This window comes from Acinetobacter sp. CY79, assembly GCF_059515845.1.
Window position 1 is genome coordinate 69,334 of sequence record NZ_JCAKMY010000015.1, and the last position, 20,606, is coordinate 89,939.

The 20,606-nt window shown below is 40.1% G+C and carries 20 protein-coding genes; 12 read left to right on the forward strand and 8 right to left on the reverse strand.

The genetic code is table 11. The annotated features are described in order from the left end of the window. Window positions 1-39: 39 nt before the first annotated feature. On the reverse strand, window positions 40-1,320 hold the full coding sequence (locus tag AC5YCE_RS08050; protein ID WP_496125406.1) for a hypothetical protein: 1,281 nt from the start codon (window positions 1,318-1,320) through the stop codon (window positions 40-42). Between the two features lie 77 nt (window positions 1,321-1,397). Between AC5YCE_RS08050 and serB the strand changes: the two genes are divergently transcribed. The 3 genes from serB to AC5YCE_RS08065 all read left to right on the forward strand — a co-directional run bounded on the left by serB (window position 1,398) and on the right by AC5YCE_RS08065 (window position 4,017). After that, a complete protein-coding gene (gene serB, locus AC5YCE_RS08055; protein WP_496171650.1) occupies window positions 1,398-2,618 on the forward strand; it encodes a phosphoserine phosphatase SerB in 1,221 nt (406 codons plus the stop codon). Between the two features lie 415 nt (window positions 2,619-3,033). Then, the gene (gene aciT / locus AC5YCE_RS08060) at window positions 3,034-3,348 is read left to right on the forward strand and encodes a ciprofloxacin tolerance protein AciT (protein WP_496125328.1); all 315 of its coding nucleotides are present in this window, start codon (window positions 3,034-3,036) and stop codon (window positions 3,346-3,348) included. 189 nt (window positions 3,349-3,537) lie between these two features. After that, on the forward strand, window positions 3,538-4,017 hold the full coding sequence (locus AC5YCE_RS08065; RefSeq protein ID WP_496171651.1) for an SCP-2 sterol transfer family protein: 480 nt from the start codon (window positions 3,538-3,540) through the stop codon (window positions 4,015-4,017). A 91-nt stretch (window positions 4,018-4,108) separates the two neighbouring features. On the opposite strand, the gene dtd is transcribed toward AC5YCE_RS08065, so the two are convergent. After that, entirely contained in the window at window positions 4,109-4,549 is a 441-nt protein-coding gene (dtd, locus tag AC5YCE_RS08070; protein ID WP_496171652.1) for a D-aminoacyl-tRNA deacylase, read from the reverse strand. A 232-nt stretch (window positions 4,550-4,781) separates the two neighbouring features. On the opposite strand from dtd, the gene AC5YCE_RS08075 reads away from it, so the two are divergent. The 3 genes from AC5YCE_RS08075 (at window position 4,782) to AC5YCE_RS08085 (ending at window position 7,283) form a co-directional block, all read left to right on the forward strand. Further along, the gene (locus tag AC5YCE_RS08075; protein WP_496171653.1) at window positions 4,782-6,296 is read left to right on the forward strand and encodes a catalase; all 1,515 of its coding nucleotides are present in this window, start codon (window positions 4,782-4,784) and stop codon (window positions 6,294-6,296) included. A gap of 204 nt (window positions 6,297-6,500) precedes the next feature. Next, the gene (locus AC5YCE_RS08080; RefSeq protein ID WP_496171654.1) at window positions 6,501-6,998 is read left to right on the forward strand and encodes an ankyrin repeat domain-containing protein; all 498 of its coding nucleotides are present in this window, start codon (window positions 6,501-6,503) and stop codon (window positions 6,996-6,998) included. A gap of 105 nt (window positions 6,999-7,103) precedes the next feature. Further along, complete coding sequence (locus tag AC5YCE_RS08085) at window positions 7,104-7,283, forward strand: ribbon-helix-helix protein (protein WP_496125323.1); 180 nt, start codon at window positions 7,104-7,106, stop codon at window positions 7,281-7,283. Between the two features lie 111 nt (window positions 7,284-7,394). Here AC5YCE_RS08085 and AC5YCE_RS08090 read toward each other — a convergent pair whose 3' ends face one another. After that, window positions 7,395-7,751 (reverse strand): roadblock/LC7 domain-containing protein, encoded by a 357-nt coding sequence (locus AC5YCE_RS08090; protein WP_496125322.1) that lies wholly within the window; start codon window positions 7,749-7,751, stop codon window positions 7,395-7,397. Window positions 7,752-8,094: 343 nt separating this feature from the next. Between AC5YCE_RS08090 and pncB the strand changes: the two genes are divergently transcribed. The 3 genes from pncB (at window position 8,095) to asd (ending at window position 11,131) form a co-directional block, all read left to right on the forward strand. Beyond that, a complete protein-coding gene (gene pncB, locus AC5YCE_RS08095; RefSeq protein WP_496171655.1) occupies window positions 8,095-9,303 on the forward strand; it encodes a nicotinate phosphoribosyltransferase in 1,209 nt (402 codons plus the stop codon). A 122-nt stretch (window positions 9,304-9,425) separates the two neighbouring features. After that, window positions 9,426-10,283 carry a sulfurtransferase gene (locus tag AC5YCE_RS08100; protein WP_496171656.1) on the forward strand — a complete coding sequence of 286 codons (858 nt, stop codon included), beginning with the start codon at window positions 9,426-9,428 and terminating at the stop codon, window positions 10,281-10,283. After that, window positions 10,283-11,131: an archaetidylserine decarboxylase gene (asd, locus tag AC5YCE_RS08105; RefSeq protein ID WP_496171657.1), complete on the forward strand. Its 849-nt coding sequence runs from the start codon at window positions 10,283-10,285 to the stop codon at window positions 11,129-11,131. The genes AC5YCE_RS08100 and asd overlap by 1 nt, the downstream gene beginning before the upstream one ends. Window positions 11,132-11,264: 133 nt before the next feature. On the opposite strand, the gene phoR is transcribed toward asd, so the two are convergent. From phoR to AC5YCE_RS08120, 3 genes are all read right to left on the reverse strand, one after another. After that, window positions 11,265-12,623: a phosphate regulon sensor histidine kinase PhoR gene (gene phoR, locus AC5YCE_RS08110; RefSeq protein ID WP_496171658.1), complete on the reverse strand. Its 1,359-nt coding sequence runs from the start codon at window positions 12,621-12,623 to the stop codon at window positions 11,265-11,267. A 24-nt stretch (window positions 12,624-12,647) separates the two neighbouring features. After that, complete coding sequence (gene phoB, locus AC5YCE_RS08115; protein ID WP_496125317.1) at window positions 12,648-13,358, reverse strand: phosphate regulon transcriptional regulator PhoB; 711 nt, start codon at window positions 13,356-13,358, stop codon at window positions 12,648-12,650. Window positions 13,359-13,602: 244 nt separating this feature from the next. Then, on the reverse strand, window positions 13,603-14,286 hold the full coding sequence (locus tag AC5YCE_RS08120) for a TetR/AcrR family transcriptional regulator (protein ID WP_496125316.1): 684 nt from the start codon (window positions 14,284-14,286) through the stop codon (window positions 13,603-13,605). A gap of 197 nt (window positions 14,287-14,483) precedes the next feature. On the opposite strand from AC5YCE_RS08120, the gene AC5YCE_RS08125 reads away from it, so the two are divergent. Continuing rightward, the gene (locus AC5YCE_RS08125; protein ID WP_496125315.1) at window positions 14,484-15,329 is read left to right on the forward strand and encodes an SDR family NAD(P)-dependent oxidoreductase; all 846 of its coding nucleotides are present in this window, start codon (window positions 14,484-14,486) and stop codon (window positions 15,327-15,329) included. Window positions 15,330-15,491: 162 nt separating this feature from the next. Here AC5YCE_RS08125 and AC5YCE_RS08130 read toward each other — a convergent pair whose 3' ends face one another. Both AC5YCE_RS08130 and AC5YCE_RS08135 read right to left on the reverse strand, forming a co-directional pair. Beyond that, window positions 15,492-16,859, reverse strand: a complete 1,368-nt coding sequence (locus tag AC5YCE_RS08130; RefSeq protein ID WP_496171659.1) for an MATE family efflux transporter — start codon at window positions 16,857-16,859, stop codon at window positions 15,492-15,494. 116 nt (window positions 16,860-16,975) lie between these two features. Then, entirely contained in the window at window positions 16,976-18,130 is a 1,155-nt protein-coding gene (locus AC5YCE_RS08135; protein ID WP_496171660.1) for a methionine aminotransferase, read from the reverse strand. A gap of 480 nt (window positions 18,131-18,610) precedes the next feature. Between AC5YCE_RS08135 and AC5YCE_RS08140 the strand changes: the two genes are divergently transcribed. Both AC5YCE_RS08140 and AC5YCE_RS08145 read left to right on the forward strand, forming a co-directional pair. Further along, window positions 18,611-19,408, forward strand: a complete 798-nt coding sequence (locus AC5YCE_RS08140; RefSeq protein ID WP_496171661.1) for a tetratricopeptide repeat protein — start codon at window positions 18,611-18,613, stop codon at window positions 19,406-19,408. A gap of 143 nt (window positions 19,409-19,551) precedes the next feature. Further along, window positions 19,552-20,606: ISNCY family transposase (locus AC5YCE_RS08145; RefSeq protein WP_496171662.1), on the forward strand; the 1,055-nt coding region annotated here is incomplete at its 3' end.

Here is a 20,606-nt window from a genome sequence, read left to right on the forward strand (position 1 = left end):
ATCTGGTTTTTAAATCACAACAAATGATAACTGTTGAGTTTAGGAAGCTTGGTCTTTCAATTCGGATTCAGCAGAGGGTTGAGACTTACCTTTCAATATTTCTGTTCGGATTTGTTGAGCAAGCTCAGCACAACTTTCACTCATTCCATTAATCATAAATGCATGACGTGTGAGCACGCTGGTTGGATTCGGCATAGGCACCAATTGGTAACATTCTCCAACATGCTTTAATTGTTCATTGTTGAGATACAGTGCCATTTCTTTGGCAATCAAATGATGGGTCAAGCGTTCAGAAGCTTGGAGGGCATCGAGTTGCATTGCCTCAACCCCAGAAGCGACAGAACAACGCGTTTGTAGCACGAAACGTTTGTCTTCACGGTAGCGCTTATATAAAACGTCGGAAAGAAGTTGGAATACTGAACCAATCATCAATAAACACTGAGTAGCGTTATTTTGAGTCGTTGAAACACTGATCACCGCACCCTGACGGTCAAATTCACGACCAATCACAAAGTCTTGCTTATTCAATTGGTAGTGTTTACTACACAGGTCAATACTTTTATTCAGGAAAATTTGGCACAAATTAAAGTAGGGCAAAGCCACTGACTGATTAACGGTGTTGATCAACTGCTTTGGGTCATAAAATTGAATATTCAATGACAATGTATTTTCATCAACAACAAAAGGTTTAGGTGCTTTGATGGGTGTTGGTGCAACGACAACTTGAGCCGCTTGAGCTGTCGCTGTTACGGCATTATTCTTTTCAATTTCTAATGCTTCGGTGAGTAATTGGATTTCATGTTTGAGACGTGCTTCATTGTTTAAACGAGCCAGATATTCGCTGCGAGTCGGGCGTGCAATTGCACGATACGCTAACCACAATAATCCATGCACAAATAATGAAAATAGAATCGCAAGCCACTGCGTACGAAGAATCTCACCAATGCTCGGTTTAACAAGTGTGATTTCGATACTACCGACTTTTTTCTCATTTTGTAGCGCATCACGAACAAAAACTTCACCTTGGCGTGTTTTTGATAGTCCAGCGGTTGCTAAGACTTGATTGCTAGCGCTCAAAATTCGAATATAAGCCACACTTGGATTGGTTGCATAACGATTTGCCAAGAGAGCCAAGGAAACAGTATTCGCAGGCTCAAGCTCAGATAAGCTATCGGCAACCAACTGACTGGTGATCAACTGACCTTGGCTGGCACGGTTTTCGTTTAATTGGTGAGTTGTTGCAATGACCAATAAAAAGGTATGCAAAGCAAAGCTAATAATCAGTAGGCTAGCAAATAGCCCTTGTCTAGGTGCATTCAACGTAAACTTCCAAGGCATTTATATTCGATTTCGATTATGATTCTTACATTAGTTGCAGCTCAGAACCGAGTCAATTCATGCGAGAAATCATTCTTATTTCATTTTTAGGTCCTGACCAACCGAATCAGTTTACTCGATTGATGCAGGTGTTGTCCGTACATTCTTTGCAAATTTTAGATGTAGGACAAGCGGTTATCCATAACCAACTGACGCTTGGTATTGTTGTCGCGTCAGAAGACCAAACAGCAACGGCTTTGGCCATGAAAGACATCCTTATTTTAGCACATGAAATTGGGTTGACTGTGCGTTTCAAACCGATTGCTACGTCAGATTATGATCAATGGGTGAAAGAGGGTGGTCGTACGCGCTATATCGTGACGGCATTGGCACCTGAACTGACCGCATCACATTTGCAAGCCGTGACCAATATCGTATCGAGTCAAGGCTTCAATATTGAAACAGTGACACGTTTATCTGGTCGTCCTACGCTTGAAAATGAAAACACAGCACCAAAACGTGCTTGTGTGGAATTTGGTTTAAAAGGTCAAATGCTAGATGCCGCAGCAATGCGTGCAGCCTGTTTAAAACTTTCAAGTGAATTGAATGTCGATGTCGCGGTTCAAGAAGACAATGCTTATCGTCGTAATCGCCGTCTGGTGTGCTTCGATATGGATTCCACACTGATTGAGCAAGAAGTGATTGATGAGCTTGCGATTGAAGCAGGGGTGGGTGCACAGGTTGCTGAAATCACCGAACGTGCGATGCAAGGCGAGTTAGATTTTCAGGCAAGCTTTCGTGCCCGCGTTGCATTGCTGAAAGGCATGGATGCATCTGTGCTGCCGAAAATTGCAGAGCGTTTAACGGTGACTGAAGGTGCTGAACGCCTGATTTCGACTTTAAAATCTTTAGGCTATCGTACGGCTATTTTATCGGGTGGCTTCCAATATTTTGCTGAATATTTACAGGCAAAATTGGGTATTGATGAAGTCCATGCCAATGTTCTTGATGTACAAGATGGCTTGGTGACAGGTGAAGTCAAAGGGCACATTGTCGATGGCGCTCGAAAAGCCTTCTTGTTGGGTCAAATAGCCGATGAAATGGGTATTTCTCTTGAACAAGCGATTGCCGTTGGTGATGGTGCAAACGATTTGCCGATGTTGTCTATTGCTGGTTTGGGCGTGGCGTTCCGTGCAAAACCACTCGTGCGTGAGAATGCAAATCAAGCGATTTCAAGTGTAGGTTTAGATGGCGTTCTGTATCTCTTGGGTGTTCATGATAAAGATTTAAATCGCGCTTAACGCTTACAATTTGATGACAATTTAAGCGACTTTCCAGTCGCTTTTTTTATGCCTAAATTAATCATTTATATGTACTTTTGTGACATGGTTTGAATAGTTAAAAAATAGATCATCAAGATCGAAAAAAAATGTTTTTGACAAAAAGTTACGAGGTATTTTTTTGTAATGACAAGCCAAGAGCGATGTTATTTAGCTTCACAGAAAAATATCAAATTTCAAAAATGTAATGACAAAAGAATGTTGCGACAAGGTGTGTCGTTTACAAAAAGAACAGGTCTTTTTTTATTGGAAAAACTCACCATAATGCAATGCAGAGGCTCGAATAAGATCATTGAGAATAATTGGAGAGCTTTTGAACTTTGTTGCGAAACACCATTGAGCGGTTTTAACACACATCAATCTGACGGAGGTTTTTATGGTCACTGCAACGTTTGCAACGATAATTGGATTTAGTCTAATTGCTGTAGCACTAGCGACTGTTTTCTTTTCCCCTTACCGTCACTGGTTAGGCTTTATGCTGGCGGGTATGGCATTTTGGGGCGTATTAGAAGCGATTCGCTTTGGTGTACAAAATGTCTTTGATATGTCGGTAGCATATAGTTACCTCACTGCAATCAGTCTAGCAATGCTTGGTCTGACTGCGTTTTTATTGCGTGAAGATAATCGTGCTCAAAAAGCATTGCAAAATCGTCAATATATTGAACATACACCCGTTTATGAAGATGAGTAACGATTGGAGTCATGTTCATCATTGATTCAATGAAATCATCCGTCTAAGGTTGAGTATTTAAGGGTATATCTGTGTGATATCCCTTTTTTTTGTCGATATTTTTGTTAAATAAAGCCTAATCGTATTTACAATAAGATATGTTAGGATGAACTCAACCTATTTTAAATTAAAACAACAGGCTTAAATGTCATGAAACTTTCTTCAATTCCAGTCGTGAAACTTCCGATTGTTGATGCTAGTACTGATCCACTTGATTTGCTCGTTTTAGGTCTGGCACTGCGTATGAAGCAACTTGCTCGTACCAGTCCTAAATTTATTGAACTGATTCATGACCGCCAATTCCGTATTCAAATTGGAACGGATTTAGATGTTGCACGTCAAATTATCGTGAATCATGGTCAAATTGATACAGTGTCTGGAAGTGTAGAAAAAGCGGATTTCATTTTGCAATTTGCGGATAGCGAGCAAGGCGTAAAAACGCTGATGAAAGGTGATCCAACTGCTTTTATGACGGGTATGCAAAATGGCACGATCAAAATGGAAGGCGACTTCAGCTTATTGGTCTGGTTTAATCAAGCTGCAAAATTGATCCCACCGAAGATTCCAAAGCCAGTAAAAGAAAAATTCAAGCTAGCACGTGCATTCTTGAAAGAAAAAACAGGTCGTTAATCGATTGAGTTTTGAATAATTGACTAAAAAGCCCTGATGAGGGCTTTTTTTATGGCTGTAATGTCTAGAGTAGAAGCGAAATCTTAAATGATTATTCAATTTCTAAATTGAAGGTCACAGGTCCATCATTAACCAAATGTACTTTCATATCAGCAGCAAATATACCCGTTTGTACATGTTCAAACTGTGATTGAGCGTATTCAACCAATTTTTCATAGAGGTCTTTTGCAGCGCTCGGTGGCATCGCTGGACCAAAATCAGGGCGTAACCCTTTTTGAGTTTGTGCCATGAGGGTAAATTGAGAGACCAATAAAATGCCGCCCCCAGCTTGGCTCACATTCCAGCCCATTTTGCCTTGTTCATCATCAAAAAAGCGATATTTAAGGATTTTATCAATCAGCTTTTTGCCTTTTTCAAGGTTATCTTCTTTCCCCAAACCTAAAAAAACCACCATGCCTTTTTCAATTTCACCAGTCGTTTCACCATCAACCACTACTTTTGCTTCAAGAACTCGCTGTAACAATGCGCGCATGTATCAACCATATATGATGTTTTAAATTCATTTAAATTGTATCAAATTCAGTAAGATAATTTGACAATCGATTGAGGGTTGATATTTAACTTATTAATAAATAAAGAATTTAGCTTAACTAAATACTGTTATCCAACAAAGCGATTATAGTAATAAAAATTAACCTTTTTACCAATCTGAATTTAAAAGGTAGTTTACGCGGGCAGGAAAGGTCAATTTAAGAGAGAAGACGATGTTTAAGCGTTCATTATTGGTTGCAATGCTTGCAACAGCGACAGCAGCATCAGCTGCACCATTAACAAAAGATAACGGTGCACCAGTCGGTGACAATCAAAACTCAATCACTGCAGGTCCAAATGGTTCTGTATTGCTACAAGATGTTCAGTTGATCCAAAAATTACAACGTTTCGGTCGTGAGCGTATTCCTGAGCGTGTAGTTCATGCGCGTGGTACAGGTGCTTATGGTGAGTTCGTAACAACGAAAGATTTATCTGATCTTACGGTTGCGTCTATGTTCAAAGCCGGTACTAAAACTCCAGTATTCTTACGTTTTTCAACGGTAATTCACGGTAAACATTCTCCAGAAACTTTACGTGACCCGCATGGTTTCGCGATCAAGTTCTATACACAAGAAGGCAACTGGGATTTAGTCGGTAACCAAACACCAGTATTCTTTATCCGTGATGCGATCAAGTTCCCAGATTTCATCCATGCGATGAAGCCAAGCCCAATTGACAACGTTCAAGATGCGAACCGCGTATTTGATTTCTTGTCGAGCCAACCCTGGGCAACCAACATGTTGACTTATGTGTATGGTAACCAAGGTGTTCCAACCAGCTACCGTGAACAAGACGGTTTTGGTGTACACGCATTCAAGTTCTACAACGATAAAGGCGAATATAAATACGTTAAATTTAACTTCCGCTCTAAACAAGGTGTAAAAGGTCTTAACGTTAAAGAAGCTGCTGAGCAACAAGGTAAGGACTTCAACCACTTAACCAATGATCTTTACAAAAACATCAATGCGGGTAACTTCCCGAAATGGGATCTTTATGTCCAAGTGATTGACCCAAAAGATCTAAACAACTTCGATTTCGACCCGCTTGATCCAACTAAAATCTGGCCTACGGATTTAGTGAAAGAAACTAAAGTGGGTACTTTGACGCTGAACCGTATGCCGAAAAACTTCTTCCAAGAAACGGAACAAGTGGCGATGGCTCCAGGTAACTTAGTACCAGGGATCGAGCCATCAGAAGACCGTCTATTACAAGGTCGTATCTTCTCTTACTCTGATACACAAATGTACCGTTTGGGTGCCAATCACCAACAAATCCCAGTGAACCGTCCAGTTGTTGATGTCAATAATAACAACCAAGATGGTTACATGAACGTTAGTGGTACATCATCGAATGTGAACTACGAACCAAGCCGTATGGAGCCAAAACCAGCAACGGCGAAAGCGCGCGCGGTAGAAACGCCACTTTCTGGCACAGTTCAACAACGTGCTGTGAAAGAGCAAAACTTCAAGCAAGCGGGTGAGCTTTACCGTTCATACACTGCGAAAGAAAAAGATGATTTAATCATGAACTTGGCGGCTGATCTGGGTAATGTGAAAGATTCAGAAACGAAGCACATCATGTTGTCTTACTTCTATAAAGCAGATGCTGACTACGGTACACGCATGACTAAAGCAGTCAATGGCAACATTGCGACTGTGAAAGTAAAAGCAGCTCAGTTAAAAGATTAATTCTTTTAGATGACCTCTTTATGATCAATTACGATTGATCAGCTGAGTGGGTGACTAGGGCAACAAGGGGTCACCTCAACAAAATTCCTGTAAAACTCAATTCCTTTCCTGCAACCCTAGGGGAGTTTTACAGGCGTTGATTTAAAGTACTGAGACATGCATTGCAAAATGCGTGGATGATGTCGATTTTTGTTGGAGTTCATCATGAAAATTATGCCTCACATGGTTTTAGCAAGTTTCTTGATTTTTGGTTGTGCGTTCGCAATGGCAGACCAAGCTCAGACTGTTTCCCCTGCAAAAACAGTGGCAAATGATCAGATGGCTTCACAACAGGAATTGATTGATCTGTTTATGGCCGCGGCGAAAACAGGAAATCAAGAAGTAATCGAAGAGTTTTTAAAACACGGATTTCCAGTAGATGTCAAAAATCGGACAGGTTATACCGCGCTTATGATGGCGGCTTATTATGGTCATCAAGATACCGTAACCACTTTACTCAAATACGGTGCAGATCGTTGTGCACGTGATGCCAAAGGAAATACTGCAATCATGGGTGCAATGTTTAAATTAGAGTGGGGGATCGTGAAACAACTACGCAAAGCAGACTGTGATATTCAGGCGAAACAGACAGGACAGAAAACGACTGAGCAGTTTGCAGAAGTCATTGGGCAGTCAGAAAAATTAAAAAAACTTATTGATTAAGCAAACGTTTATCAATAATTGGTTTAAATTTTAAAAAAGCATTGAAAAAAAATCATGCTAATTCTATTATCATAAAATGATAATAGAATTAGCAATGGAATTGGCATGGAAAATAAAGTTGCACGCCTGACTGTTTTGATTGACCCAATCAAAAAACGTGCTTTTGAACAGCTTTGTGAACGTCAAGATTTGAAACCTTCACAGGTGGTTCGTCAATTGATTCGTGAATATTTGCAACAACATAATGTTGACTATGCAACTAAAATCAAAAACTCAAATGAGTAAATCTGTCAATCTATAAGACCTGTAATACGTTACAGGTTTTTTTATATTCAAATATAAAAAAACTGCTATAGGTCAATATAGCAGTTTTGATTTAATTTTGAACAATCAAAATTAAGCAAAATCTAATTCTTGTTCAAAACTTTTCAACTCATGACGAGCCATCGCTAGATTCGATTTTTTACGATCAAGTACCAAGTACAAGAATAATTCTGGGTTACGATCTAATGGACGTAAAAGATGATATTGTTTACCTAAAGTAATTAAAATATCTTCAACATTATCATTTAATTTCAATGCATTAGCTGTTTTTGTTTTCGCGCGAATAACTTCTGTGTTACCTGCTGCAGCTAACTCTAGATCAATTCCCTCACCCTTCGTTGCCAATGCAAGGCCGCTTGAACTGTCAACAAGTGCTGCTGCTACAAAACCGTCGATTGATTGAAGTGCTTCTAAAGTGATTTTAGCCATGTGTCTAACCCCGTGGATACATAAATAATTTGTCCATTTATTTTGCTTTTTATTGCAAAAAAATTTAAACATCCTGTTCATATTATGTTAATAAAAAAATAACTAAATTTCAATAGAATAATATAAAAAAATATTTAATTATCATAAAGTTATAATATTATTATCATATTTAAGGTGAGCTAAATAGAGAGTTTAATAATACATTAAAAATATAAAAAAATTCACGTATATGAGAAAATAGACAAGAATCATTAAAAACGTGATAAAAAAGAATTAACCGAGAATATATTTACCCGCGTAAAATATTTTTATTCTTCACGGAAGATCATTTTATGAGTAGATCATGCAACCCCTAATCCAATCACTCTTAGATACAGACCTGTACAAATTTACAATGTTGCAGGTGGTATTACACAAGTTTCCTCAAACTGACAGTGTCTACCAATTTCGTTGCCGCAATTTAGAAGATACAGCTTATCCTTTGGTCGATATTTTAGACGATCTGAATGAGCAACTTGACTATCTGTGCCAGTTAAAATTTAAAGCGGATGAATTGGAGTATCTCAGAAGTTTACGTTTTATTAAAAGTGACTTTGTTGATTATCTAGAACTATTTCAACTGAAACGTCGCTTTATTAAAGCCAGTATTGATGATCAAGGTCGTTTGGATATCCGCATCGAAGGGCCAATGGTTCAAGCCATGATGTTTGAAATTTTTGTGCTTGCGATCGTCAATGAGCTGTATTTCAGTCGCATCAGTAGTGATGAGGTGATGGCTGAAGGTGAGCGCCGTTTATTGGCAAAAGTTGAGTTGCTGAAAAAATATCAAGCTGAACAGAATCCAAATGATCCACCATTTTTGGTATCAGACTTTGGCACACGTCGTCGTTATAGTTTTGCTTGGCAAAAACACGTTGTTGAAGAATTTAATAAAGCTGCGCCAGATATTTTCCGTGGGACCAGTAATGTACTGCTCGCTAAAGACTTAGGCATTACACCGATTGGTACAATGGCACATGAATTCCTACAAGCATTCCAAGCCTTAGATGTACGACTACGTGATTTCCAAAAGTCTGCGCTTGAGACATGGGTACAAGAATACCGAGGAGACTTAGGTATTGCTTTAACTGACGTGGTGGGAATGGATGCGTTCTTACGTGACTTCGATTTGTACTTTGCCAAACTGTTTGATGGTCTACGTCATGACAGTGGTGATCCCTATGAATGGGGTGACAAAGCTTATGCGCATTACAAGAAATTGAAAATAGACTCTAAAACCAAAATGCTGACCTTTAGTGATGGTTTGAATTTAGAGAAAGCATGGGCACTCCACAATTACTTCAAAGACCGTTTCCAAGTCAGTTTTGGTATCGGCACCAACTTAACCAATGATATGGGACAAACTGCGCTGAATATTGTATTGAAGTTGGTGGAATGTAATGGTCAGTCTGTTGCTAAACTTTCAGACAGCCCAGGTAAAACCATGACGGACAATGACACTTTCTTGGCTTATTTGCGTCAGGTGTTTGAAATTCAAGAACCTGCTGCATAATCTTTGAAGTCATATCTATGCTATATCTGATTTTTTGCTAAATGCATGCAAAAAATCAGAATAATAGTGAAAAAATCTTGTGCTAAGATCGATTCTACTCAGAGCAAAATAATTCAATAATTATGTCTAATTTTCAGTCAAATCCCCCATTTAATTTAGGTTTGCTCATTGAAGCAGAAGAATTGGTCCCTCATTTAGGTCATGAAAAACTACGTATCGTCGATTTAACGCGTGCTTCGGTCTATGAGCAATTACATATTCCGCATGCGATTCATGTATTACCCAAACAATTGGTTCGGCAGGAAGAATTGGCTTCAGGATTATTGCCAAATGAAGCGGGTTTGAAAGCGCTGGTGGAGTATTTAAATATTTCACCTGATCACCATGTGGTGGCTTATGACGATGAAGGCGGAGCATGGGCAGGGCGTTTGATTTGGAATTTGCATTGTATCGGATTTCATAATACCAGTTTGCTCAACGGTGGCATCCACGCATGGCTGGGTGAGAATTTGCCGACGTCATCAGATGAAGAAACATTTGAAAAAGTGACATCATTATTTCCAATTCACATCCAAAATATTGAACCACCACGTATAGAATATAGTGAACTGCTCAGTAAAGTGAATCAGAGTGATGTGCAAATTTGGGACTGTAGAACGGCTGAAGAGTATACAGGGCAACGCTTGGCGGCACGCAGAGGAGGACATATTCCCTCTGCACGACATTTTGAATGGAGTACTGCCCTAAACCGTCAAAATCATTTAAAATTGCATCCCCTAGAACGCACTCAACAACGTTTAGAACAATTGGGCTTTAAATTCGACCAGCCTGTGGTGGTGTATTGTCAATCGCATCATCGTTCAGGACTTGCATATATTATTGGTCGACTACTCGGTTGGGATATCCAAGCTTATGATGGTGCGTGGAGCGAATGGGGCAACCGCCTCGATAGTCCAATCATTACTGGAGAATCACCTTAGTGAGTCTGACAAATTTAAAGAAAAAAATATTCATTAAAGCGCAAAGCATTGTTCCGCAACAGAAGCTTAGTCGTGTGGTGGGTAAGGTTGCAGCCAGTGAAAATCCGATTTTAAAAAATATTGTGATTCAAGCGTTCAAAAAGCAATATGGCATTGATATGTCGATTGCTGAACAAAGTAATGCACTTAAATTCAAATCATTTAATGAGTTTTTTACCCGTTCGTTAAAAGAAGGCGTGCGCACAGTAGATAATAATCCCAATAGCATCGTATCTCCTGCGGATGGTGCTATTTCTCAATTGGGTAAAATTAATGAAGGCGATATTTTCCAAGCTAAGGGACAGTCATTTTCGGTAGATAAACTGATTGGTGATCCTCAACTGGCTGCTCCATTTAAAGAGGGTGAGTTCGCGACGGTTTATTTGTCCCCGAAAGACTATCACCGTGTGCATATGCCATTCGCGGGTACATTGACTGAAACTTTGTATATTCCAGGTGAATTGTTTTCAGTAAATCAAACCACCGCTGAGAATATCCCAGGTTTGTTCGCACGTAATGAACGTATGGTGTGTTTATTTGATACTGAACTGGGACGTATGGCAGTGGTTCTGGTTGGCGCGATGATCGTGGCTGGCATTGAAACGGTGGCGACCGGTAAAGTGAAACCGACAGGTCGTTTAGAGTTAAATCATCATGAGATGAAGCTTGAAAAAGGTGATGAACTCGGGCGTTTTTATTTAGGTTCGACCGCTGTGATTTTATTTGAAAAAGATAAAATTAAATGGGATGAAGCATTTAAACCCAATTCAGTGGTCGTGATGGGCGAGGCTTTAGGTCAAACCATCTAAAAAGATTTTAAACTTTATTGTTCATAATGCGAACAATGCATGCAGAATTAAAAAAAGCGCCTATCGGCGCTTTTTTTAGGTGACGAATCAGTGTTTGAGTTCATCAGGCTTTGTTTAAGTTCAATGGTGATCATCATTGCATACGATACAAACGTTCTTTCGGGAAAACTGCGATGAAAGTCGAGCCTTCATTTTCCTTAGAGATGATATCGATATACGCACCGTGTTGCATCAACACATGTTTCACAATCGCAAGACCCAAACCTGTGCCACCGGTCGCACGACTACGCGCACTATCGACCCGATAAAAACGTTCTGTCAAACGGGGTAAATGTTTCGGGTCAATCCCGATACCTGTATCTTGAACTGAGAAATAGCCATTTTCACCATCATCATGCCAACCAATGGTGATCGTACCACCTTTAGGGGTGTATTTAATCGCATTGGTGATCAAGTTGCTAAAGGCACTTGCCAGCTCCATCTCTGAACCGATCAGGTCGCAATGACTATCAATATCTAAATTCAATGTATGCCCATAATCAATGTTATAAGCCTGAGCATCATCAAATAAATGATTCATTAGACTTGGCATTTCAATGATTTGATTCTTGGCGATTTGCTTTTCATTCTCTAAACGAGAGAGCAATAACAAATCATTCACCAATGCATTCATACGTCGAGTCTGTGATTGCATCTGATCAAAGGCACGTTTCCATCTTGGATTGATGTCTTCTTGGTCAGTAAAGGTCTCAATATATCCACTGAGCACGGTCAGTGGTGTACGTAACTCATGTGAAATATTATCGACAAAATCGGAACGCATTTGTTCCAGATTACGCATGCGTGTGATGTCATGTGCCACCAATAAACGGCTTTGTTGACCAAAAAGGGTTAATTTAATTTGAGCATACTTATTATCGTCATGCGCTAATTTAACTTTAATACCATCTGGTGCATGATCGATATTATTAAAATACTCAACAAAATCAGGTTGGCGAATAATTGAGAGGAGATTGCGCCCTCGATCCGTGGGCTGAATACTAAAAAGATATTCTGCTGCTGGATTCCACCATTCAATTTGTTGAGCATCATCAGTCAAAATAATGGCTTCAGACAAAGCAACCAGTGAGGATTGTGTGCGGTCAATGAGCCCGACCATTTCAGATTGAACGATACGTTCTTGGCGTTGAGCACGATAAACATTGAACAGCAATGCACCCCAAATCCCATTGAGATTCGGTGGTACATCATAGGGACGATTCGCGATCCAATCATTGACCAAAATGAGGGAACGAAGCTGTAAACCAAAAAAGGCAGCGAAGGCAAGCCCAATACAGATCCAAAAATAGCCTATTCCTAAGCCAACAAATCCACCAATAACGATAAAAAACACCAACAAGCGAAGATCTTGTTTAGCGAATGTCCATAAACTACTGTAGCGAAATTTCTGATGATCTTTCGCTAAAGTGGGGACGGGGTAGGGTTCGTACATAAAATTTGATTAACCTAGTGAACACTAGCCTATTGCGACATCTGCTCGAGTAGAAAAACGATAACCTGTACCACGAACAGTTTGTACATAACGGTCTGCGCCATAAGGTTCTAAAACCTTACGTAAGCGACGAATGTGAACATCAATGGTACGATCTTCAATATATACGTTGCCACCCCATACTTGGTCAAGTAATTGTGCTCGTGTATAGGCACGTTCAGGATGCGTCATGAAGAAAGCCAACAGACGATATTCTGTTGGGCCCATTTCTAAAATGTTCTGATTAAAGCTGACACGTTGGCTGACTGGATCTAAAATGAGCCCATTCGCATCAATGGTCTTTTCACCGCTCAATGCGTTGGCACGACGTAACACTGCTTTAATACGTGAAACCAATTCACGAGTTGAAAACGGTTTGGTCATGTAGTCATCTGCACCAGCATCAAGACCTTGAACTTTATGATCTTCTTCACCACGCGCGGTGAGCATGATCACCGGGATCTCAGAGAGCGATTCATCGCGCTTTAAGCGACGGCACAGATCAACACCGCTCACACCACCGGGAAGCATCCAATCCAGGAGTACTAAGGAAGGGCGTTGATCAACGATCATCTGATGCGCTTGTTTGGCATCTTCAGCTTCTAAACATTGGAAGCCTGCCATATCTAAAGATGTATGGATCATTTCACGAATGGGAAGTTCATCATCGACGATTAAAATGTAGTCATCTTTCACAACGCAATATCCTTAAGTGAACGGTCTGACCGTTAATATTTATGACAGGCTTATTACAAAGATTAATTATGACAGTATCATTGCAAAACAGGTCATCAAGGTCGATTTAGCAATGTTTTGTGACAAAAATATAAAAATACGATCCAAATTGATCATATATATGTCATAAATATTACATTTTTAAAGCAATGAGTTAAAAATATATCTATGAATTTATTATGGTTAATTGACACGCTTTTATTTTTTAATGAGAGAGTTCTTGAATTAAAGCAGTGAAAACAACCCGACATGCTTTAACGACCTCTTCACGTGGTGACTTAAATCCACTCATGACCCAACGCACAGCAATTTGGGTGACATAACCATTTAACCCTGTTGCGATGAGTGAGATCTCTTTTTCGTTTAAGCTGATATGCGGCATCATCAAGGTCACAAATGCATGAATCATGCGATCAAAGCGCGCCATCGTCTCTTGAATGGTGGCATGATTATGTAGTTCTTGAACCAACATGGCATCGATATAAATGATGCGAGCCGTGCGTGGATCATCTTCTAGCATGGCAAAAAAACCATTTAAACCCGCGTCAATCATACGTATAGGGTCAGGTGAACCTTGCATGACGGATTGCATTAAGGTTTGCTGCATTTTCTCAATGAGTTGTAAGAAAATCGTTTGAAAGAGGTTTTCACTTTTCTTAAAGGATTCGTAAAAATAACGTTCTGTGAGTTTGGCTTCGTTGCAAATATCTTTTACAGTGACTGAAAAAAATCCATGTGTCCCATACGCTTCAATACCTGCTTCGATGAGTTTTTCACGTCGAGCTTGCTTACGTTCAGTCAGTGACATGCCCTTAAATTGACGTTCTTTCACCACTTTTTTTTCTGGGATTGATTCTGCTGTCGCAGACTTTTCTGAATATTCAGTCATAAAAATAATGATCTAGTAGAGTCGTAGTTTTAGGCATCTTAGCAATTAATGTTCGCTAAGCCTATGTGGTCAATATGCAGATTTTATCAATATAAATGACCTTGAGTGATATTGACAATATTTATTGTCAAATTTATAGTGATTTTTGAGCGGCACACGAACATGAAGTTGTGCAGAAAAATGAATAAGGAAAAACAATGAAAAATTTTAAAAATAAAGTGGCTGCGATTACAGGTGCGGGTTCGGGTATGGGACAGCAACTGGCAATTTTACTGGCAAAGGCTGGATGTCATCTCTCAATCAGTGATGTCAATGAAAAAGGCTTAGCTGAAACCGTTGAATTGGTTAAGCCGTATAATGTCCGTGTGACCTCTAAGAAAGTAAATGTCGCAAACCGTGAAGAAGTCAAAGCTTGGGCTGAGGATACTGTGCAAAATCATGGCTCAGTGAACATGATCTTTAACAATGCTGGTGTGGCATTGGGTTCGACTGTCGAAGGTGCGAGCTATGAAGACTATGAATGGATCATGGGGATTAACTACTGGGGCGTTGTGTACGGCACCAAAGAATTCCTTCCCTACCTGAAAAAAACAGGTGAGGGTCATATCATCAATACGTCTAGTCTTTTCGGTTTAACTTCACAGCCAACCCAGTCTGCGTATAACTCCTCTAAGTTTGCAGTGCGTGGTTTCACCGAGTCATTACGCCAAGAACTCGATATTGAAAACTGTGGTGTGAGTGCGCTGTGTGTTCACCCAGGCGGTATCCGTACCAATATTGCCAATGATGCACGTATGAATGACAGCCTCAAATCTTTAGGCATGAATCCGGATAAATCAGCGAAAGCATTTAATAAATTATTGCGTATGCCTGCTGAAGATGCTTCACAACAAATTTTGGATGCGGTACTGAAAAATAAACGCCGTTTACTGATTGGTAATGATGCGAAAGCGATTGATTTGATGCAACGTGTGTTGCCTACGGGTTACCAAAAAATAACTGCGTTTGCGACCAAGCTGAGCAAGCGTTTAGAGCCAAAATAATCAGTTGTCTTCCCATAAAAAAAACCGCTTTAGCGCGGTTTTTTTTATATGAGATGACGTACTAGATGAATTCAAGCGTTGAATATTTTCTGCATTTATTGGCTTAATTTATTCTTACATTGAGAACGTGTTTTTCTCAAAGATCGCCAGAGTATGAAAATCCTAGATCAATACCTCAACGGTTTTCTTCTTCCACACAAACTGATAATACAGCCCTTGCATGATGCATAAGCAAACAAAGGCGAGGGCATAACCATACCAAATGCCTTCCAAGCCCCACCAAGAGCTAAACACATAAGCAGCAGGCAGTTCTATTGCTAAAATAGCGATAATGTTAATGATCATGGGCATGGTCACTGTACCGCTTGCACGCATGATCGAAGCAAAAATGGCACTTGCACCAAAGAATAAAATTGACCATAACACGATAAACAGAAGTTGTTGCCCTAAGACAACAACTGCGGGGTCGGTAATGAAAAGAGCCATCAAATATTTTGAGAACAGATAAGCTAAAGTGACTAAGCTCCCTGTGATCACGATATTCATACCTAGAGAAATACGAGTTACTTTTGCTAAGGAATCTGCTTTACCTGCACCAATGGCTTGGGCTGCAAAAATCGAAGCAGCAATCGCAATAGAGAGTGCAGGGAACTGAATATAGTTCAGTACCTGATTGACTGCTCCATAAGCAGCAGTGGCCTCTGAACCATAACGATTGACGAGACCCACGATAACTAAACCCGCCACCGAGGTAGTGATCATTTGAACACCTGTCGGTACACCTAGCTTGAGGATTTTGCCACTCATCTCAGGATCATATTTAATATATTTGCACATCGCGCCATCGATTTTGAGTGGATGGTCTTTCTTCTTTAAATAAAAATATAGAAAAATGAGTACTGCCGAATATCCGATGGTTGTGGCAATTGCAGGTCCAATGATGCCTAAACGTGGAAATCCAAAATGACCTGCAATCAATACAGGAGTAATAAAAAGCCCCAGTAAACTGGTCATTCCAAGCGCAATTAAAGGGGTAATACTGTCACCCACACCTCGAAGGATTGAGGTGTAAATAATATAGATAAACAGTAATGGACTTCCTGCGAGCATCCACTGGACGTAAGGCAGAGATAAATGCATTACTGAAGGATCAGTACCCAGAGCTATCAAAAGAGGTCGTGCTGAAAGAACCCCCAAAAATGCAATGACCGTTCCACCAATCGCAGTCATAAACAGGGTAGAGCCGACCACTTGGCGGACTTTTTCAAGATTCTGAGCGCCCCAAGCCTGACCGACCAGTACTGTTGAACCTGCGGAGAGACCGATCACAAATGCCATCAGGCAAAACAAAATCGGGAAAAATACAGACACAGCGGCAATGGCATCGACACCCATCATTTGACCAACAAATACGGTGTTAATGGTGCCAGATAAATTCTGTAAAATATTGGTCGCAATTAGCGGTAGCAAAAAGACCAAAAAAACACGCCAAAAATTCGGGTCGTCAATTGGACTGAGACGTGCACTCATCTTATTTTATTATCCATCATTTTTATTCAACATTACTGATTGCACAATAGCATAGCTACAGTGAAATCCACCTGATATTTAAAAACAATCAGGCGAATTGCTACAGGAAAATAAAACTACACTGCTGAAAGAATTTGACCTGCTTGAATAAGCGTTTCGTCTTTTTTAGCAAAGCAAAGTCGAATCATACGTAAGTCTTGAGGCGCTTGTTGGTAAAATACCGAGACAGGAATCGCGACAATTTTATGTTGTTCAGCCAAATACTGGCACATCTCTACATCATTTAAATCTGGGCGAATGGCGCTGTAGTCCAGATTTTGAAAATATGTGCCTTTTGATGGTTGAAATTTGAATCGTGATGAGGTGATTTGTGAATTAAACAGATCACGTTTGGCTTGATAGAAGGCTGAAAGCTCTTGGATATGTTCAGGATGGTCCTGCATAAAATTTGACAAAGCCCACTGAATAGGCGTGACACCACAAAAATTGGCAAATTGATAAATCTGTCGAAATACCGTTGTTAAAGCGGGTGCTGCAATACAATATCCCGTTTTCCAACCTGTGACATGAAAGGTCTTACCAAAAGAACCAATCACGAAACTACGTTCTCTCAGCTCTGGAAATGACAGCGCTGAATAATGCTGTTGTCCATCGAAAATCAGATGCTCATAGACTTCATCTGAGAGCACAATAATATTTTTATCACAGATCAATTCAATTAAATTGAGCCAATCTGACTTTGTCCAAATGGCACCCGTTGGATTGTGTGGTGTGTTCACAATCACCATACGAGTCCGATCAGTAATGCTGTCTTTGACTTGATTCCAATCCACGCTGAAGTTAGGTGCTTGCAATGGAATGTGTACGGGCTTAGCGCCGACCAGCTTCACACTCGGCGCATAACTGTCATAACTGGGATCAAAAATAATCACTTCATCGCTAGCTTGTACCACGGCTTGAATGGCTGAATAGATCCCAATGGTTGCACCCGGGGTGATGGTGATTTCGGGGACAGGATCGATTTGACGTTGATCTCGCTGTAAAAATTGTTGTGCTAGTTGTTCACGTAGGGGGAGTAAACCGTCTCCGGGTGCATATTGATTCAATCCATCTAGTGTGGCTTTGCTCAACGCCTCAAGTAAAGCTTGTGGAGCAGGGAAGTCGGGGAAACCTTGTGATAGGTTCAACGCGTTTAACTTTTGTGCTAGTGCTGACATCACACTGAATATGGTCACGCCTTGACTCGGGAGTTTGGATTGAATGCTGATCATGATCCGTCTAATTTTTATGAAGTACTGAGAAAAATTGTAGCAGTTGATTGAAACATGAGGAACAGAGAAATATTTGTTGACATATGCTCATGAAAGCTTTGAAATTCTTTTTTACATTTAATTAATTTAAGCTTTATCAGCGTAGTCACTAAAATTTGCTTATATATTATCAATTATATAAGGTTTGATCAGACTTAGCATAAGAGATTTTATGTTAAGTGAAAGTTTGAAAATTAAATCGTGATTAATTATCCAACTGTAAATATTTTAGTTAAAATAACTTACATTCTTATTTTAACCCGAATCCTGCTTAAAGAAATGAGATTATTAATCTTGAGACTTATCCATCATTTTGAGCATAAAAAAGTCTATTCTTTGGTCTGATAACACTAAAAACTAATCATAAAATTACATTGAGCTTATGATTTTAAAGAAAAATCCTTATCCGCGATTCGGGTTATTTTATAATAATCTTATGTCATGAATTATAAACACAATATTTTTTTATCCTTAATACTGTTCTTCTCAATTAGCTCAACATTTGCTCAAGTTGAAGAGTTTCACAAAATAATAAAATCTGCAATTCAAGGGAATGCATCTGCGCAAAATAATCTTGGTTTGATGTATGACGAAGGTCGTGGAGTAACTCAGAATGATACTAAAGCTGTTGAGTGGTATAGCAAGGCAGCAACTCAAGGATATGCTCCTGCGCAAAATAATCTTGCCATAATGTATTCCGACGGTCTTGGAATAGCTCAGAATGATACTAAAGCTGTTGAGTGGTATATCAAGGCAGCAACCCAAGGGCATGCATCTGCGCAATATAACCTTGGCGTGATGTACTCCAAAGGGCGTGGAGTAAAACAGAATGATACTAACGCTGTTGAGTGGTATAGCAAGGCAGCAACCCAAGGCGATTCAAATGCGCAATATAACCTTGCGAATATGTATTTTAAAGGTCGTGGAGTCACTCAAAATGATACTAAAGCCATTGAATGGTATAGCAAGGCAGCGCATCAAGGGCATGCATCTGCGCAAAATAATCTTGGTTGGATGTATGACAAAGGTCATGGGGTGACTCAAAGTGATACTAAAGCTTTTGAATGGTATAGCAAGGCAGCAGTCCAAGGGAATTCATCTGCGCAATATAACCTTGGCGTGATGTACTCCAAAGGGCAGGGAATAACTAAAAATATTAAACTTGCAAAAGAGTGGCTTTTGAAAGCAGCAAATAATGGAAATGGTCAAGCTAAGTTAAGGCTTGCTGGACTTAAGTAATTATTAAGAATTTTTGAAATTAACATAATACACCTTATGCGAAGTTAAAATGTTAGAACCCATTTAAATTGTCTATATTCTCACCAATAAAAATGTCTAGTTTATGATGGTTTTTATCATCATGGACTGGATATAAAATATAGATGCTGATCACTATGTCTGATAAAGAAATTCAACGTCTTGCAGTTCTGCAAGAGGTTCGAGATCATCGTATTACCCAAGTCCGTGCTGCTGAAATCCTGAATCTTTCCACTCGTCAAATTACCCGGTTATTGCAGAAGCTCCATCAAGACGGTGTTTCAGGTCTGGCGCATGCCAGTCGTGGTCACCCGGGTCATCATCGCCATGATGAGTTATTAAAATCAAAGTGCCTTTCCATTATTTCTGAACATCTGCTCGGATTTGGACCCACCTTGGCGCATGAGAAGCTCAGCAGCATGTTTGACCTGAATATCCCTGTAGAAACGCTTCGGCGCTGGATGACTGCAAATGAGCTCTGGATTCCGCGATCCAAACGTCTAAAACGCCCATATCAGCCACGCTATAACCGGGATTGCTTGGGTGAGCTGATTCAGATTGATGGCTCATATCATGACTGGTTTGAAGGCCGAGCCGCCAAATGCTGCTTGCTGGTTTATATCGATGATGCCACTGGAAAGCTGTTGCATCTGCGCTTTTGTGAAGCGGAAACGACCTTTGATTACATGCTTTCAACCCGAGCCTACATTGAGCAATATGGGAAGCCCTTGGCCTTTTATAGCGATAAACACTCGGTATTCCGAGTCAATCAGAAATCGAGCCAAGACAGCAAGATCACGCAATTTGGGCGGATTCTGAACGAGTTAAACATTGATATTATCTTCGCCAACTCACCACAGGCCAAAGGCCGCGTAGAACGAGCGAATAGAACCCTTCAGGACCGTTTGATCAAGGAGATGCGCCTAGAAGGCATCGGTTCGATTGCTGAAGCCAATGCATGGCTACCCTGCTTTATTGAGCATTTCAATCAGAGGTTCGCCAAATGTGCGAGAAACTCAAAGAATTTACATCGGCCCTTAACCGAATCTGATCTTGAACTGGATGATATTTTTACCTGGCAGGAACCGCGTAAGGTCACCAAGAATCTAACCCTGACCTATGACAAATGTATTTATATGCTTGAACCGACTGAATTAAACCAGAAATTAGTTGGGCAATA